Consider the following 17,582-nt stretch of genomic DNA (forward strand, 5'->3'; position numbering starts at 1 on the left):
AAGTCTGAACTCCTATTTTCTTTTAGTCACCTTCGCTATTTACTCGTTTTATAAACGGACTTTACTCGGAGTTTAGTCGGTATTTATTCGGTTACAACCGAAGAAGCACCGAAGAAGTACCGAACAAGTACCGAAGAAGCACCGAACAAAGTCCGAAAGAGATGTTAAATAATGCCAATTTTGAAGAGGTCAAAATTGGCATTCGAAGTTGTTATATCAACCACAATTATCAAGAATGTCACTTGCTTCCAGCTATGAGTGAATTTAAAGGTTCCTATTTATTTTTCCTCTATTATCGGTCCCAGAAGCCTTCGCTAAAAAATAGAGCTTATCAACCGGATCAAACAGGCCAAGGCCGAAAAGTCAGAGGAACTTTTTCAGTTATTATTGCAGAAAGCATTTAGAGGTGAGTTGTTAAGTTAGCCTCCATTTATTTTTATCCAATATTAGAATAAAAGTTTACAAATAATGTAAACTTTTTTGGCTATATTCGTGTTATCAATATTATTGAAGTCGCTACGAATCAATCCTATTTAATCGAAGTTGCTCCCATTGTGACAAGTGATTTCAAAAACTTACCAGCAGGTAGGTATTTCTTCAATTGGGATGAAGAAGCTGCCTTTGAAATATTCAAATTGACAATTAAAGGGAAAGACGATATATTGGGCTTGATTTCATTTGAAAGAATTCCAAAGGAGATGCGGATCCATGTGAGGTTATTAACCGCATCAATAGAAAATGTAGGGGCAGCTAAAATATACGATAGGATTATTGGGAATTTGTTGACATACGTAGCCAAACTTGCCGTACGCGATTTTGGCGAATGGGCATGTATTTCATTACGACCCAAAACCCAGATCGCACAGCATTATATCGACAAATATAAAATGAATATTACCGGAATGACACTTAGTTTGGAGATTCCGGAGATTTTTGAGTTAATTGAATTTTATGACCATGGTAACTAAAAAAACAAAGCTCTTGGATACGGTCGAATATGGCGTAGACGCGAGGTATAATTCGCAGGAGGAAAAACAAAAGGATGCTCAACTGTTAATGCAGGCGAGAAGGGATAGGATAGCTAGAACATCCGAGCACGATATAATGCGCGCAAAATTAATGCAGCTAAAATTGCAGATTGATGAGTACTTGAACTCCGGTGAAAGTGATATAGAACATCAGTTTACGTCATTTTTAAATATCTATATTAATACCATATACGAAAAACAACAACAGTTTGCACAAGATTTGGATATTTCACCTGTGTCGTTAAGTCAGATATTAAACAAACATCGCGAACCGAAAGAGGAGTTTTTTAAGAAGTTGATGATTCATTCCGAACGTGTTTTTAAGGCGATTAAAGGTTTTCATAAACAGAGTTGGTATCAGATCTATTATCGTGACAAGATCAACGAAACAATGGCACATCAAGATGAGTGGCGAGAAGAACTTGAAAAGAAAATAAAGTTTCCGGCATTTTCTTAAAAAAAGAAAATTTGCTATTCTGGACAGATAATTGCTTTATTTGTATCCAGCAATTATTACATTCGAACAGCAAAGGGAATCTTGATATGTCGCAATTAACAATAATAGATCTGGCCAAAAAACTCGGCTTGTCAAAATCGACCGTTTCCCGTGCATTTCGGGATAACGTGGACATTAATCCAGCGACAAAAGCTCGGATTTTGGCTATGGCCGAAGAAATCGGTTTTTCGCCGAATGTTTATGCAAGTAGTCTAAAGGCAAATAAAAGTCTGACCATTGCGATTATTATTCCCGAATTTGGCAATAAGTTTTTCTCGCAGGCCATCAAAGGAATAGAGGCTGTGGCGCGCTCCAAGGGTTATCATACCTTGATTTATGTGACGGATCATCAGGTGCAAAATGAAGCCTCAATCGTACGTTCACTGGCCAATGGGCGGGTGGATGGCGTTATTATTTCGGCTTCGGGTGAGGGGAAAGACCATTCGCATTTGCAACTTTTGGCGGAACGGGGAATACCGGTCATGTTTTTTGACCGTGCTTATGACGATTGGAAGGGGGGGTACATTACGGGTAATGACTTTGATTCGGCTTACCTGGCAACCAAACACCTGATCGATAATGCCTGTAAACGGATCGCTTATCTTGCAATCAATCCGAATGTCTCCATCGGTAAGGTGCGTAAAGATGGCTACGAAAAGGCGCTGCAGGAAGTGGGGATTCCGATCAGACCAGCGCTTATTTTGGATACGGTGAATGATGCTGATCAGAATATGAAAGATATTGCCGACTTGATCGAGCAGGAGAAACCCGATGCCATATTTGCTTCGGTAGAGCGTCTTGCTATTTCGAGTATACGGGTTGCCAAGCAGCTTGCAATTCGGATTCCTGAAGATCTTAAAATCATTTGTTTTTCTTGTTTGGATATCGCCGATCTGATTGACCCGGCACTGAGCGTAGTGAAACAACCAGCCTATGAAATGGGCCAATTAGTAACAAAATACCTATTGGATAAGATGGAAGATCCTGAAAATAGTAAGTTTGCTAATTCGGTTTACCTTGATTCCCAGCTTATTTTTCAAAAATCTAGCCTGAAATAAGAAAAAAAATATTTGTTTTTTGTAATCCCATTATTTAGCTTTGAATACTTTCGGGAACATTCCCGAAAGTATTTAAATAATCAATTTGTATAAAATATTGGATAGGGAAATCCAGCAAATCGCCACAAGCGATTTCTTTTTACCTTGATTTCGGGAACGTTCCCAATTTCAGATTCCAAGTAAAGCTAATTATCGATGGGGAAGCATATCTCTCGTTTAATAGGGTATCTCTGGGTGATTGTCCTATTATCATCATGTGCAAATAAGAAAGATATCGTGGATGTCGAGCAAGCTCCCGTTGTTGAACAGCAGGGATCTGGTTTGCTCAATCTTTCCGCCCCATTTATCTATTGGGATCAGGAAATCACCTTGCAATTTGATCTTTCGAAAGGAAACGCGGCTTTAAAAGGTAGCACTACCGATCTGTACCTACACGCAGGATTGATTCCTGTGAGTGGGGGTAGCTGGCAACATGTCGCGACAGATTGGTCTAAGAATGACAATGCCTATAAACTTAAATTTGTTTCTGCTGGTTTATATTCATTCACATTTAACCCCTCCAAATTTTTTAACCTGACAAATGGCGGAGAATTTGGTCAGATCGCACTTTTAGTGCGCAATAGTAATGGGTCACTGGTCCAACGAAACAAAAATAATTCAGATCTATTTCTTCCTCTTGTAACGAGCAATACACAGGCCATTCGTTTTGTTTCACCTACGCTGCAACCCACAGATCCCATTACCCTGGAGCAGATGTACACTGTTGGAGATAATCTGCAGTTAAAAGTACAGGCAACGCAGTCCGGAAAAATCAGTATCTGGGATAATGGCTTATTGCTTGCTGAATCTTCTGCGGTACTGTCATTAGAAAAATCGCTCAGCCTACAAAGTAATGGCCTACACGAGCTTGAAGCACGTCTTGAAGCTGGGGGTAAAATATATTCCAGTAAAGCCCAGTTATTTGTGGAGTCAAAACCTGCCATCGCTGCACTCCCGATCGGCATCAATCCAAACGGAACAACGATAAACAGGGAAAAAGGGGAGGTCAGTTTTGCGCTCACGGCGCCATTAAAAACGAGTGTGTATCTCTTGGGCGATTTTAACAACTATAAAGCATTACCAGCCTATGCGATGAGCCAAACACCGGATGGCAAAACCTGGTGGGTTACCGTATCAAATCTGGATTTCTCTAAAAAACATACTTATCAGTTTTTGGTGGACGGTCAACTGAATATCGCTGATCCCTATGCTGAGCTGATTCTTGATCCGCAAAACGATGCCGTACTCGGACTGACCGCGGCGGCTGTACCCGCTTATCCCGCGGCGGCGCAGGGAGTAGTTGGGGTATTGGATCTCCCCGCGAAGTCTTATTCATGGAAAACCACGCTATTTAATAAGCCAGCTCAAGGTGATTTAGTTATTTACGAACTCTTGGTCCGTGATTTTGTCAAACAACATCAATATACCACATTGAAAGATTCTTTGCCTTATTTAAAAAGGCTGGGTGTAAATGCGGTCGAGCTTATGCCTGTACAGGAATCGGAGGGGAATTCGACCTGGGGTTATAATCCTTCTTTCCACCGCGCTTTGGATAAATACTATGGCTTGAAAAACGACTTGAAAGCCTACGTAGACGCTTGTCACGAAAATGGTATTGCCGTGATTTTGGATGTTGTTTTTAATCATGCTTTTGGTCAGTCCCCGCTAGTACAGCTTTATTTTGAGCAGGGCAGCGTTGCGAGCAATAGTCCTTGGTTCAATACGGTAGCCAAGCATCCGTTCAATGTTGGCTTTGACTTTAACCACGAAAGTAATTACACACAGACCTTTGTTAAGGATGTATTGACCTATTGGATGCTGGAGTATAAAATTGATGGGTTTCGATTTGACTTGTCTAAAGGGTTTACACAGAAAAATTCGGGTACTTCAGAAAGTGATTTAAGTGCATGGAATGCTTACGATGCGTCACGTGTGGCGATCTTGAAGCACTACCAGCAGCATATTCGCAGCATCGATCCTTCCTGTTATATTATTCTCGAACATCTTGGTGGAGATCAGGAAGAGGCCGAACTTGCACAATCCGGGATGTTGCTATGGAACAACATGAATGCGGTCTTCAATGAGGCGGCGATGGGCTGGAATGCCAACAACGGCTCGGATTTAGGCAGATTATTCCCTTCGGGCCACGGCATGTCCCAACCTTCTTTTGTGTCTTATATGGAAAGCCATGACGAACAGCGGTTGCTGTTCAAATGCCTGAATTATGGCAATTCATCAGGTAGTTATAACATCAGGAACCTCAGTACGGCATTAAAGCGTATGGAACAGGCCGCCGTGTTTTTATTGGCTTCGCCCGGACCTAAGATGATCTGGCAGTTTGGTGAATACGGCTATGATGTATCTATCGATGAAAATGGGCGCACAGGCGAAAAACCATTGTTGTGGAGTTATCTACAACAAGATGATCGCAAAAAACTCTTTGAGACTTACGCCAAACTCACGCGTTTCAAAACCAAAAATAGCATTTTCCAAAACGGGACAATTATAACCTCGGCTATGAAAGATGCCGTTAAATATTTTGTTCTCGAAAAGGAGGGACAACAAGTAGGGGTACTTGGCAATTTTGGGGTAGAAAGTGTGGACTTGGCCTTGCCAGCAGCGTTGCAGGGGCAGTGGGTCGATAATTTTACAGGAAAAGAGCTCAATTGGTCTGGCCAGTCAAAATTGAGTCTCCTCCCTGGGCAGTACCAATTGATAAGCAAAACAAAACTAAATAAATAAACAGTTATTTTATGAACAAACAGCTATCACGTCCATTTTGGGCTCTGAGCATGCTACTCGGTGTAAGTGCTTCGGCATTTGCGCAACAGGCAACGCTAAAAGGGCGAGTAATGGACCAGAAGGGGAGTTCCTTGGTCGGTGCTACACTGCGCTTCGAGGATATTCAAAAATCACTGTCTACCAATGCGAATGGGGATTTTAGCTTGGATAGACTACAAACAGGAAAATTACGTCTGAAAGTAAGTATGGTCGGATACGCGACCTTGGATACCTTGATCCAGGTCAACGATGGACAGCATCCGTTAAACCTTTACCTTAAATCCAATAGCAGTACACTGGAAGAGGTTGTTGTGATTGGTTATGGTACACAAAAGAAAAGTGACCTGACGGGTTCAATCAGCACAGTATCTGCAAAAGATTTTCAAAAAGGACAGATCTCTTCGCCGGAGCAACTCATTATGGGGAAAGTTCCGGGCGTACAGATTACAACAAGTGGGGGGCAGCCGGGCGCAGGAAGCACAATCCGCATCCGTACCGGAGCTTCATTGAACGCCAGCAATGATCCGTTAATTGTCGTCGATGGAATTCCATTGGCTGGTGGTGGTATGCCGGGCGTAGCCAACCCATTAAGTATGATCAATCCGAATGACATCGAGACGTTTACAATTTTAAAAGATGCCAATGCAACAGCTATCTATGGTTCGCGAGCGTCGAACGGGGTGATTATGATTACGACCAAAAAAGGTAGCCGCTCCGGTACGCAGGTGAATTTTAGTACACAGAATTCATTGGCGACAGTCGCCAAAAAAGTCGATCTATTGTCTGCAGATCAGATTCGTGATTATGTCAATGCAAATGGAACCGACGCAATGAAGAAGCTATTGGGAACAGCGAATACCGATTGGCAGGATGTGATTTATGGCAATGCATTTACAACAGATGATAATATCAATATTGCATCAAAAGTTGCCGAGATGCCTTATCGTGTATCGGTTGGATATATGAATCAGGATGGGGTATTGAAAAATGACAACATGAGAAGGACAGCAACGTCGCTGGCTTTGACACCCAATTTTTTTGACAATCATTTGAAGGTAGAGGTAAATGCGCGCGCAACCTGGTCGAAATCCAAATTTGCAACACAGGATGCAATTGGTTCTGCTATTCAGTTTGATCCGACTCAACCGGTTTATGTTGATGATAAAAATAGCTTCGGAGGATATTACGAATGGATACAGGGGGGGAAACCGAATCCAAATTCACCCAGAAATCCACTGGCTTTGCTGGAATTGCGCAAAGATATAGGCGATGTCTTTCGGAGTACGGGAAATGCAAAGTTAGACTACAGCATGCATTTCTTACCCGAGCTCCATGCTAATCTGAATGTAAGTTATGACTTAGCGCGCGCTAAGGGAAATACCCTGACACCTGCTATTGCAGCGCGTAATTTTAATGAAGGTGGTGAGCGTACACAGTATAAAACAGATATTAACAATAAAGTGTTGGAATTCTATCTGAAATACGATAAGGAATTGCCTACCATAAAAAGTAATATCGATGCGACTTTGGGCTATGGTTATTATAAGAATAGTACGAAGTCCTACAATTTTGCTCGCACCAATGAAGCCGGCGATATTTTAACCTCGGTGAACCTCCCTTTTGATAGGCCTGAAAATCTGCTGATTTCCTATTATGGGCGGATGATCTACACCTACGATAATCGTTATGTACTATCTGGAACGTTAAGGGCCGATGGTTCCTCCCGATTTAGCCCCGATAATCGTTGGGGATATTTTCCATCGGTAGGTTTTACCTGGCGTGCGAAAAACGAGGGATTTTTGAAGGATCACAGCGTAATTTCAGATCTGAAACTTCGATTGAGCTATGGAAAAACCGGACAACAGGATGGAATAGCCAATTATTCCTATATGCCTAATTATACGATTAGCGGGGATCAGTCCATGTACCGTTTCGGCAATGAATATTTTTATTTGTATTCACCAGTGGTGTACGATGGTGATATCCGTTGGGAAAGTACGACAACCTATAATGCAGGAATCGATTTTGGTTTTAATAATAATCGTATTTATGGTAGTTTGGATTATTATTCGAAAAAAACCAAGGATCTTTTGAGCACTATTCCAATTGCGGTGGGATCCAACTTTAGTAATTTTCTACTGACTAACGTCGGTAACATGGAAAATCAAGGTCTTGAATTTAATCTCCATGTGTTGCCTATTAAAACAGAAAATTCAACCTTGGACCTTGGTATTAACCTCACCTACAACAGAAGTAAAGTAACCAATTTGACGCTATCGGACGATCCTAACTTTATGATCGAAACAGGTGGTATCCGTGGTGGTACCGGCAATAATATTCAGGCTCATATGGTTGGGTATACACCTTATAGTTTTCGGGTTTATCAACAGGTTTACGATGACGCAGGAAAACCAGTAGAGGGACTATATGTGGATCGTAATGGTGATGGTGTCATTAGTGATAGCGATCGCTATATGTATAAATCTCCTTTGCCTAAATATCTGATCGGTTTTTCGGCAGCCTATTCGTACAAGAAGTGGTCTGCAAGTACGACCTTAAGAGCCAATTTGGATAACTATGTCTACGATAACGTTTCGTCCAACTTTGGAAGCAGTTACAATGTGATTGACCAGGCATCTTTGGTGATCAACAATGCCCCTGTAGACTTTTTGAATACCAATTTCAAAGAAAAGCAGTTATTGAGTGATTATTACATCAAAAATGCATCTTTTTTAAAGATGGACAACGTTAATGTTGCTTACCAGGTTGGTCATTTTATCCGTAACAGCAAAGCAATGCTTTCCATTTCAGCGACTGTTCAAAATGTATTTACAATCTCAAAGTACAAAGGTGTGGATCCTGAAATATCGAATGGTATTGATGATCGTTTTTACCCTAGGCCACGTACCTATGTGCTCGGAGTGAATGTCAATTTTTAAACTGAAAGAATTTGATTTAAAGCATAAACAACATGAAAAAACTAAATAAATATATAACGGTCTGTTTAATGGCGCTATCGCTTTCGAGTTGTCATAAAGATTTAGATCTTAAACCGACCAATGATGTTACCGCGGACGTGGCCTATAAAGATTTCAATGGCTATACGATGGCTTTTGCACGATTGTACGGCTCTTTGGCTCTAACCAGTACTTCGGGACCAAACAATACTGATCTCGGAGGTCTGGATGCAGGTACGTCGGATTTCTTACGTCTGTTTTGGAATGCACAGGAGCTGACAACAGACGAGGCTGCTTGTGCTTGGCTCAATGATGGCGGGGTGAGTGGTTTGGATTACCTGAAATTTGATGATAGCAACCCCATGCTTCGTGGTTTATACACGCGCTGTATCTATAGTGCAACACTTGTCAATGAATTTTTGAGGGAAAGCACCGATGCAAAACTGAGCAGCCGGGGGATCTCGGATGCGGATAAAACCGAAATTGCTTACTATCGTGCTGAAGCGAGGTTTTTGCGTGCCTATAATTATTGGGTACTGCTTGATTTATTTGGAAACCCACCTTTTGTGACGGAAGAAACTGCCGTTGGGAAAGTTCCACCTCCACAAATAAAGAGAGCTGAACTTTTTGCATATGTAGAAAAGGAACTTTTGGAGGTCGTTAATCAACTGAAAGGTGCCAAGCAGAATGTTTATGGACGTATCGACCAGGTCGCAGCATGGGGATTATTGGCAAGATTGTATCTTAATGCTGAGGTGTATCTGGGAGCAGGCAATAAGAAATATGCCGAAGCCATTACTTATGCGGAAAAGGCGCTGAACTCGGGTTATAGTTTGGGTACAAGCTACCGTCAATTATTTTATGCAGATAATGATGTCAACAATCCTGAGTTTATTTTTTACCTACCTTATGATGGTACCAAAACACAAAGTAAAGGTGGAACGACTTACCTGATCAATGCTGCTATCGATGCAACAATGAATCCGACTTCTTTTGGTGTACCCGGTGGTGGATGGGCAGGTAACCGCGTACGCGATAATATTGCGACGATCTTTGGTGATTACTCCGGTACAACGGATAAGCGAGCTATGTTTCATCTGAATACTAGTGTAAAGATTGAAGATATTGCTGTTTATAAACAGGGATTGGCCGTGACCAAATTCCGCAATGTCAACAAGGATGGGTCGGCTCCAACAGCCGCAGAAGGCTTTGTAGCTTCAGTAGACTTTCCATTAATCCGTCTGGCAGAGATGAATTTGATTTATGCCGAAGCGACACTACGTGGAGGAGCAGGGGGGACGATGGCCAAGGCACTTGATTACGTAAATAAATTACGTGTCCGTGCCTATGGCAACAATAGTGGGAACTTAACGAATCTTTCTTTGGATGATATTCTCAATGAGCGTGTGAAAGAATTGTACTGGGAAGGATTTAGAAGGTCCGATTTAATCCGGTACGGCAAATTTACAGGTGATAATTACTTATGGCCTTTTAAAGGTGGTGTATTGGCTGGACAGGCAGTGGAAAGCTATCGAGTGTTATTTCCTATTCCCGCAGCAGATTTGATTGCTAACCCAAATCTTGTTCAAAACCCAGGTTATAATTAATTGAGTATCCTATTGGAGTTGTTTGGCTTGATGGAATTACATGCGGTGCAATTGATAGGCCAACAGACTCTGAAATATAAATTAAACAGATGAAAATTAGACACTATATCGGAATCATGCTGCTATTTATAGTGGCGTTCCAAAGTTGTAAAAAGGATGAGACACGCGCTATATTGGCTAGCGGGGAGGGTATAAAGCCAGCGACTTTAAGCCTCGATAAAACGAATGTAACCTTGTCAAAAGATAACGCAAAGGATACGGTATTGCATCTCAATATGCTGCAGCCTGACTTTGGTTTTCAAGCTGCGGTAACCAATGTACTCCAGTTTGGCCTTAAAGGAGACAATTTTAAAACAATAAAAGAAGTAGTGATCCCAAGCGGCCGGACAAGCTTGGGATTTACAGGCAACGAACTGAATGGTTACCTGCTTTCTCTTGGTGTACCGACAGGGACGGCGTCTGATTTCGATGTTAGACTTAAGTCGAGTATCAACACTAAAATAGCAGCTGTATTTTCGGCTCTGGCAAGTCTTAAGGCAACTCCATACGCTTCGACCAGCTATTTGTATGTTCCTGGGGCTTATCAGGGATGGGATCCGGCCACGGCTGAATCAATAGTCTCACCAACAAGCAATGGCATCTACACGGGCATTATTTCCTTTCCGGAAGCGAATTCGGAATTTAAGATTACGACAGAGCGCAATTGGGCGAATTCCTATGGACAAACTGCAGATGGTAAACTCGCTTTTAATGGCGGTGGAAATATAAAAGCGCCACGTGCAGGAAATCTGGAAATAGAAGTCAATACGACCGCAAATACCATTTCATTTAAAGATCACAATTGGGGCATTATTGGTAGTGCCACACCGAAAGGCTGGGACGCCGATACGGATATGAAATTTGACAATGCCAATCAGGTATGGAAGCTCACAGTGAGCTTGACTGCAGGCGAAATCAAATTCCGTAAAAACCACGATTGGGGAACAAATTTCGGCGGAGCTAACGGCAGTCTGATTGCCGGCGGGGCCAATATCGCCGTTGCCAATGCCGGTACGTATGATATCGTCGTGGATTTCAATGCAAATACCTATACGTTGACGAAGAAATAAAAAACGATGTTTAAGCGAAATAAAAAGATTACCACAGTATTCGTGGCACTAACGGTGCTTGGATGGAGCCCCTTAATGGGGCAATCCATCCAACGCGTAGAACCTTTAAACTGGTGGGTAGGGATGGAAAACCCGACCTTGCAGCTTGTTGTCTATGGACCTCAGATAGGGAAAAGCGAGGTAAAGGTGGAGGATAAAGGGATAGAACTTATCAAGGTCAATCGCGTGGAAAATCCCAACTACCTGTTTTTGGATGTCAAGGTGGCTGCTTCGGCCAAACCAGGATGGTCAACTTTTACCTTTAGTCAGGGAAAGAAAAAATTAACCTATCGTTATGAGTTGAAGCAGAGAGATCAAAAAATAAAAGCACAGGGTGTGAACAGTGCTGATTTGATCTACCTGATTATGCCCGATCGTTTTGCCAATGGAAACAAAGGAAATGACCAGGTGAAAGGCATGTTGGATATGAGTTTAAACCGAGACTCGATGTATCTGCGTCATGGCGGTGATCTGGAAGGTATTATCGGAAAGCTGGATTATCTACAAGATCTTGGGGTGACATCATTGTGGTTGACTCCTGTGTTGACCAATGACATGCCGCAGGCTTCATATCATGGTTATGCCAACACCGAAACCTATCATATTGATCCCCGTTTTGGTAGCAACGATACCTATGTCCAATTGGGTGAACAGCTGCATAAACGTCAGATGAAATTGATTTTTGATGTGGTGCCCAATCATATCGGAAGTTATCATTGGACGGTAAAAGACAAGCCGATGGCCGACTGGCTCAATGAATGGCCTACCTATACACAGACATCTTACAAAGACCAGACAGTTTTTGATCCTTATGCCTCTGCAGACGACAAAAAGAAAATGGTCAAAGGCTGGTTTGTTCCCACAATGCCCGATATGAACGAACAAAACCCATACGTTCAAAATTATTTGACCCAAAGCCATATCTGGTGGATCGAGACCGCAGCAATAGATGGATTCCGAATTGATACCTATCCGTACAATGATCTGGATTTTATGGCCAAATGGACAGATCGCATTCTGCAGGAGTATCCAAAATTTACCTTTTTTGGTGAAACATGGGTACATGGTGTGGGGAACCAGGCCTATTTTCTGGGCGGAAAACGAGTTGGTCAGGAGGTGGATTCCAAGCTGATGGGCGTCACGGATTTTCAGCTTAATTATGCTATAGGTGATGCACTCAACCAAAAGACTGAGTGGACCGCCGGAGCGAACAAATTGTATTCAACCCTAGCCTCAGACTTTCTGTACCCACATCCCGAGCAAAATGTGCTTTTTTTGGATAACCACGATAAAGATCGTTTTTTCTCCGTTGTCGGTGAAAATGTGCAGAAATATAAATCGGCAATGGCTTGGCTTATGACAACAAGGGGCATCCCACAATTATACTATGGAGCGGAAATTCTGATGAAGAATTTCTCCAATCCAGATGGCTTGCTACGGGAAGACTTTCAAGGTGGTTTCGCGGGTGACAAACTGAATAAGTTTACCGCAGACGGAAGGACTAAGGCAGAGCAGGATATGTGGACTTTTGTTCAAACGCTAGCCAGTTATCGTAAACAACATGCTGTATTACAAACTGGTAAAACGATGCAATATGTGCCCGAAGATGGCGTGTATGTGTATTTCCGCTACAATGAACAAGAGACGGTTATGGTCGTAATGAATTGCAACGACTCGGCGAAAGAGATCAAACTGGATCGTTTTAAGGAGAGAAACAGCAAGGTGAAATCCTATGTAGATATTATCCAAAAAAAGGAAACCACTCCAGCTGACAATACCTTGAAATTGGAAGCTTATGAGACTAAAGTGCTGGAGCTTAAGTTTTAATATAATTTAAAATTCTATAGAATTCATTTCTCAATGATTAATTATACTACTGTAAGAGCCGTAATATTTGATTTGGACGGTGTGTTGGTGGATACGGCAATCTACCATTTTCAAGCTTGGCATAGATTGGCCGAAAACTTGGGCTATTCGTTTTCCATTGTTGACAACGAACAGCTGAAAGGTGTCAGCCGGATTGAATCGCTGGAGCTTATTTTAAAATGGGCCGGGCTGGAAAAGTCCGAAGCTGAAAAAGCGGACTTACTGGTGCTTAAAAACCAATGGTACCTGGAGTTGATCGAACAGCTGAGCCCTGACGATCTGCTTTCCGGTAGTTTGGAACTTTTAAAAAAGCTACAGGAAAAGGGAATTAAGATTGGACTTGGCTCGGCCAGCAAGAATGCAATGGGTATCCTTGTAAAAACTGGAATTATAACCTATTTCGACGCGCTGATCGATGGGAATATCGTGCAGCTTTCTAAACCCAATCCGGAAGTTTTCCTTAAGGGCGCTGCGGTGCTGGAGATTGCGCCGGCCCACTGCCTAGTGCTGGAAGATGCTCAGGCTGGAATAGATGCAGCAAGGGCAGCCGGTATGCAGGTAATAGGTGTAGGCCTGGAGGAACATCTTCAGGGAGCGGATTTGGTCGTCGCGGATTTAGGGACCTTAGTCGATAAATTTTAAAATTTAAGAGAAATTCAATAGCGGGAAGCATGATGTAGATGGTATTGGTAAATAGGGCAATCATTTATTTGCCCTCGGTTCCCATCATGTAGTGAAAAACAATAAAAAGATGAAAACATATATCAAACATAACCCTTGGCAAATTATCGAAGATACATTTCGCCCCGAACACAATGAATTTTCGGAAAGTATCTTCGCTATTGGTAATGGTCGGATGGGGCAGAGGGCTAATTTTGAAGAAGAATTCAGCGGGAAATCCTTGCAAGGGTCGTATTTGGCCGGTATTTATTATCCGGACAAAACACGCGTAGGCTGGTGGAAAAATGGGTATCCGGAATATTTCGCCAAGGTCATCAATTCCATCGATTGGATAGGCCTGCATATTCTGGTCAATGGGCAGGTGCTCGATCTGAATAAAGTTACGGTTAAATCTTTTGAACGCCGACTGGATATGCAGCATGGCGTTTTATACCGCAGTTTTGTCGTGGAAATGCCAGATGGAGCACAGCTTAAGGTGGAAGCAAGCCGGATGTATCATCTGTTTGCTTCCGAAACAGCTTCATTGCAGTACAACATCCAGGCGCTTTCTGGTCCAATTGCATTGGAGATTAGGTCACGGTTAAATGCTGAAGTCGTTAACCGTGATAGTAACTATGACGAGCAATTTTGGGAAAGTACAGCGCAGGGTAGGGATGGTGAAAATACCTTTGTGGTAGCGCGCACCAAGAAAACGGGTTTTGAGGTCTATGCCATGCTTAAAACGAGTGTAGCAGGTCCAACAGCGGTCGTGGAAGTGCACGATACCGTCGCAAGTCCGGGTTCTATGACGGAGATCTATCAGACGGATCTTGCCGAATCGCAAATTTGTCGTGTTGAGAAGCGTGTTGCTATTGTCACCTCGCAGAATCACCCGCCAGCTCAGTCAAAAGAGGCTGCTTCGGCTAATCTACGCCAGTTGAATGTGCTGAGTTATGAGCAGTTAAAGGCTCAACAGGCAGTAGCCTGGCAAGCGATCTGGGCAGAAAGCGATATTGAAATTAGTGGTGATGTCGCAGCACAGCAGGCAATACGCTACAATATTTTCCAGCTTAACCAGACTTATACCGGCGAAGATGAGCGCCTCAATATTGGTCCTAAAGGTTTCACAGGTGAAAAATATGGTGGTGTCACGTATTGGGATACCGAAGCATATTGTATTCCATTTTACCTCGCAACACAGTCACCAAAGATTGCCCGTAATTTGTTGATTTATCGTCATCAGCAATTGGAAAAGGCAATCGAAAATGCGGCTAAACTCGGCTTTATCAATGGAGCTGCACTTTATCCCATGGTGACGATCAATGGTGAGGAATGCCATAATGAATGGGAGATTACATTTGAGGAAATTCATCGCAATGGAGCTATTGCATTTGCGATCTATAACTATGTCCGTTATACCGGAGATCAGGATTATATCTGGTCACATGGATTGGAAGTTTTGGTTGCGATAAGCCGTTTCTGGGCACAGCGTGTCAATTGGAGTGGCGATCGCCAGCAATATGTTATGTTGGGCGTGACGGGACCAAACGAGTATGAAAACAACGTAAACAATAATTGGTATACCAATCGTATCGCTTCGTGGTGCCTTCAATATACACTTGACTGTTTAAAAAAGCTGGCGCAGCTGACCAACGGGCATGCTGACGTGCTGAAAGCGAAGCTGGCTGTAACATCAGAAGAACAACAAAAATGGCAGCACATTGTCGATAACATGTATTATCCGTTTGATGCACAACGGAATGTGTATTTGCAGCAAGATGGCTTTTTGGACAAAGAGCTGATTCCAGTGGCAGAACTTGATCCATCACAACGCCCTATTAACCAGCATTGGAGTTGGGATAGGATTCTGCGTTCCTGTTATATCAAACAGGCCGATGTATTGCAAGGTTTTTACTTCCTTGAGGATCAATTTGACCTGGACACCCTAGCTCGACATTATGAATTCTATGAGCCTTTTACGGTGCATGAAAGTTCGCTTTCTCCCTGCGTACATGCGATATTGGCCGCTAAATTGAACAAGCCGGAAAAAGCGTATGAATTCTATCTGCGCACCTCGCGTTTGGATCTGGACGATTACAATAACGATACCGAAGACGGTTTACATATTACATCGATGGCGGGTACCTGGATGACAATCGTGGAGGGCTTTGCCGGAATGCGGATTAAGGACGGACAATTGTATTTAGATCCGATGTTGCCCAAAGAATGGGAAGGCTATAAATTCCGGGTGTTATTTCGTGGAGCGACTTTATTGATTACAGTAGATGCCGATGGCTATACGATCGAAAATATAAGTGATACTGCAGTTCATATCCAGACGGTAACTGAAGGTTTCGTGCTCCCGGGGCAAAGCAAAAATCAGGTATTTCAGCGGAGATAAAACCCAGTTTTCAGCAGTGAAAGAACCTATCTTATGCTGCTGAAATAACGGTTAAATGGTAATTAAATTGTATTTTGTGTTAAATTTTGATAGCCTATTATGGGAAATAAACCTGAATTAAGCATTAGCCAGGTCATCAATATGAGTTTTGGATTTCTGGGGATACAAATGGGTTTTGCGCTGCAAAATGGCAACGCCTCCCGTATTCTCCAGACATTTGGTGCTGATGTGGAGCATCTTTCACTTTTTTGGCTTGCTGCTCCGATTACGGGGATGATTGTACAGCCAATTATAGGTCATTATAGCGATCGAACCTGGAATAGACTGGGGCGGCGGCGACCCTATATTTTGGTGGGTGCACTGTTGACTACTCTGACTTTATTTTTAATGCCCAATGCGGCATTATTGACCACATTATTGGCCCCACTTTGGATCGGCGCCGGCTTGTTGATGTTTATGGATGCTTCCATCAATGTGACCATGGAGCCCTTTCGGGCGTTGATCGGTGATAATCTGCCAAGCAGTCAGCGGAGTCTGGGCTTCTCGGTACAGACCTTTTTAATCGGGATTGGCGCTGTCCTTGGCTCGCTACTTCCCTTTATGTTGACGAAGTATTTTCATGTAGCAGGTACTTCTGAAGCCGGGCAGGTACCGAGCAATGTTATCTACTCCTTTTATGTAGGCGGTTTTGTCCTGCTTCTAACGGTGTTATGGTCTGTGTTCAAAACAAAAGAGTACTCGCCCACAGAACTTCAGACTTTTCCGGATACGGTTGCTATTGAACAGGATGCGGCACCAAAGTTTGGCTTGCGTTCTATCTTTAGCGATATCGGTAAGATGCCATTGATCATGCGCAAGTTGGGCTGGGTTCAGTTTTTCTCCTGGTTTGCCCTTTTTATGATGTGGGTGTATACCACTCCAGCTATTGCTGATTCGGTTTTTTACCTGCGGGAAGGAAATCGGCAGGATCTCTATATGGAGGCTGCCAATTGGGTAGGTGTACTTTTTGGTATTTACAATGGAGTATCGGCCTTGTATGCCTTGTTTATTCCGCGGATAGCTAAACATTTTGGGCGTGGAAAAACGCATGCTCTTGGGCTTTCCATTGGTGGGCTTTCGTTAATTTCATTATTTCTGATCAAAGATGCCAATCTACTGATTCTTCCTATGATCGGTATTGGTATCGCTTGGGGAAGCATTTTGGCAATGCCTTATGCAATTTTAAGCGATCATTTGCCTACGGGTAAAATGGGCGTTTATATGGGGCTATTTAATTTTTTCATTACCCTACCTCAGATTGTCTGTGGATTTTTTGGCGGAATGATCATCAAATATTTTTTTCATGGCCAATCCATTTATGGCTTGCTATTGGCCGGCATATTTATGTTACTGGCGGCATTCTTTGTTCCAAAGCGTAAGAATTAAGTGCATGCCATTATCGTAGACGTAGAGGGGGTATCTCTACGTCTACGGCTTTTTACTTCGCTAGCGTCTTTCAATAAGATTTTCGAGCTCCTTGTATTTGTCCCCGATTCTTTCTT

General features: G+C 42.7%; 11 protein-coding genes. All 11 read left to right on the forward strand.

Features of this window, described 5'->3' with window-relative positions:
• Nucleotides 1–554: 554 nt before the first annotated feature.
• Complete coding sequence (locus ACLCDV_RS07110; RefSeq protein ID WP_411973280.1) at nucleotides 555–968, forward strand: hypothetical protein; 414 nt, start codon at nucleotides 555–557, stop codon at nucleotides 966–968.
• Nucleotides 958–1,485, forward strand: a complete 528-nt coding sequence (locus tag ACLCDV_RS07115; RefSeq protein WP_411973281.1) for a hypothetical protein — start codon at nucleotides 958–960, stop codon at nucleotides 1,483–1,485. Before ACLCDV_RS07110 ends, ACLCDV_RS07115 begins: the two co-directional genes overlap by 11 nt.
• Nucleotides 1,486–1,571: 86 nt before the next feature.
• Entirely contained in the window at nucleotides 1,572–2,582 is a 1,011-nt protein-coding gene (locus tag ACLCDV_RS07120) for a LacI family DNA-binding transcriptional regulator (protein ID WP_293953470.1), read from the forward strand.
• Nucleotides 2,583–2,777: 195 nt separating this feature from the next.
• The gene (locus tag ACLCDV_RS07125) at nucleotides 2,778–5,363 is read left to right on the forward strand and encodes an alpha-amylase family glycosyl hydrolase (RefSeq protein ID WP_411973282.1); all 2,586 of its coding nucleotides are present in this window, start codon (nucleotides 2,778–2,780) and stop codon (nucleotides 5,361–5,363) included.
• An 11-nt stretch (nucleotides 5,364–5,374) separates the two neighbouring features.
• Nucleotides 5,375–8,341, forward strand: a complete 2,967-nt coding sequence (locus ACLCDV_RS07130; protein WP_411973283.1) for a SusC/RagA family TonB-linked outer membrane protein — start codon at nucleotides 5,375–5,377, stop codon at nucleotides 8,339–8,341.
• 32 nt (nucleotides 8,342–8,373) lie between these two features.
• Entirely contained in the window at nucleotides 8,374–9,966 is a 1,593-nt protein-coding gene (locus tag ACLCDV_RS07135; RefSeq protein WP_333577033.1) for a RagB/SusD family nutrient uptake outer membrane protein, read from the forward strand.
• A gap of 89 nt (nucleotides 9,967–10,055) precedes the next feature.
• Nucleotides 10,056–11,075 (forward strand): SusE domain-containing protein, encoded by a 1,020-nt coding sequence (locus ACLCDV_RS07140; protein WP_411973284.1) that lies wholly within the window; start codon nucleotides 10,056–10,058, stop codon nucleotides 11,073–11,075.
• A 6-nt stretch (nucleotides 11,076–11,081) separates the two neighbouring features.
• Nucleotides 11,082–12,941: a glycoside hydrolase family 13 protein gene (locus tag ACLCDV_RS07145; RefSeq protein ID WP_411973285.1), complete on the forward strand. Its 1,860-nt coding sequence runs from the start codon at nucleotides 11,082–11,084 to the stop codon at nucleotides 12,939–12,941.
• Nucleotides 12,942–12,974: 33 nt separating this feature from the next.
• Nucleotides 12,975–13,622 (forward strand): beta-phosphoglucomutase, encoded by a 648-nt coding sequence (gene pgmB / locus ACLCDV_RS07150; RefSeq protein ID WP_411973286.1) that lies wholly within the window; start codon nucleotides 12,975–12,977, stop codon nucleotides 13,620–13,622.
• A gap of 109 nt (nucleotides 13,623–13,731) precedes the next feature.
• Nucleotides 13,732–16,041 (forward strand): family 65 glycosyl hydrolase domain-containing protein, encoded by a 2,310-nt coding sequence (locus ACLCDV_RS07155; RefSeq protein WP_411973287.1) that lies wholly within the window; start codon nucleotides 13,732–13,734, stop codon nucleotides 16,039–16,041.
• A gap of 99 nt (nucleotides 16,042–16,140) precedes the next feature.
• Nucleotides 16,141–17,466 carry an MFS transporter gene (locus tag ACLCDV_RS07160; protein WP_411973288.1) on the forward strand — a complete coding sequence of 442 codons (1,326 nt, stop codon included), beginning with the start codon at nucleotides 16,141–16,143 and terminating at the stop codon, nucleotides 17,464–17,466.
• The last annotated feature ends 116 nt before the right edge of the window (nucleotides 17,467–17,582 follow it).

The organism is Sphingobacterium sp. Lzh-3 (assembly GCF_046764375.1).
In the GTDB taxonomy this organism is placed as follows: domain Bacteria; phylum Bacteroidota; class Bacteroidia; order Sphingobacteriales; family Sphingobacteriaceae; genus Sphingobacterium.

What these genes read in the sequence shown, in the direction of transcription:
- ACLCDV_RS07115 (WP_411973281.1), top strand. Translation starts at nt 958, where the DNA reads ATGGTAACTAAAAAAACAAAGCTCTTGGATACGGTCGAATATGGCGTA.
- ACLCDV_RS07120 (WP_293953470.1), top strand. Translation starts at nt 1,572, where the DNA reads ATGTCGCAATTAACAATAATAGATCTGGCCAAAAAACTCGGCTTGTCA.
- ACLCDV_RS07125 (WP_411973282.1), top strand. Translation starts at nt 2,778, where the DNA reads ATGGGGAAGCATATCTCTCGTTTAATAGGGTATCTCTGGGTGATTGTC.
- ACLCDV_RS07130 (WP_411973283.1), top strand. Translation starts at nt 5,375, where the DNA reads ATGAACAAACAGCTATCACGTCCATTTTGGGCTCTGAGCATGCTACTC.
- ACLCDV_RS07135 (WP_333577033.1), top strand. Translation starts at nt 8,374, where the DNA reads ATGAAAAAACTAAATAAATATATAACGGTCTGTTTAATGGCGCTATCG.
- ACLCDV_RS07140 (WP_411973284.1), top strand. Translation starts at nt 10,056, where the DNA reads ATGAAAATTAGACACTATATCGGAATCATGCTGCTATTTATAGTGGCG.
- ACLCDV_RS07145 (WP_411973285.1), top strand. Translation starts at nt 11,082, where the DNA reads ATGTTTAAGCGAAATAAAAAGATTACCACAGTATTCGTGGCACTAACG.
- pgmB (WP_411973286.1), top strand. Translation starts at nt 12,975, where the DNA reads ATGATTAATTATACTACTGTAAGAGCCGTAATATTTGATTTGGACGGT.
- ACLCDV_RS07155 (WP_411973287.1), top strand. Translation starts at nt 13,732, where the DNA reads ATGAAAACATATATCAAACATAACCCTTGGCAAATTATCGAAGATACA.
- ACLCDV_RS07160 (WP_411973288.1), top strand. Translation starts at nt 16,141, where the DNA reads ATGGGAAATAAACCTGAATTAAGCATTAGCCAGGTCATCAATATGAGT.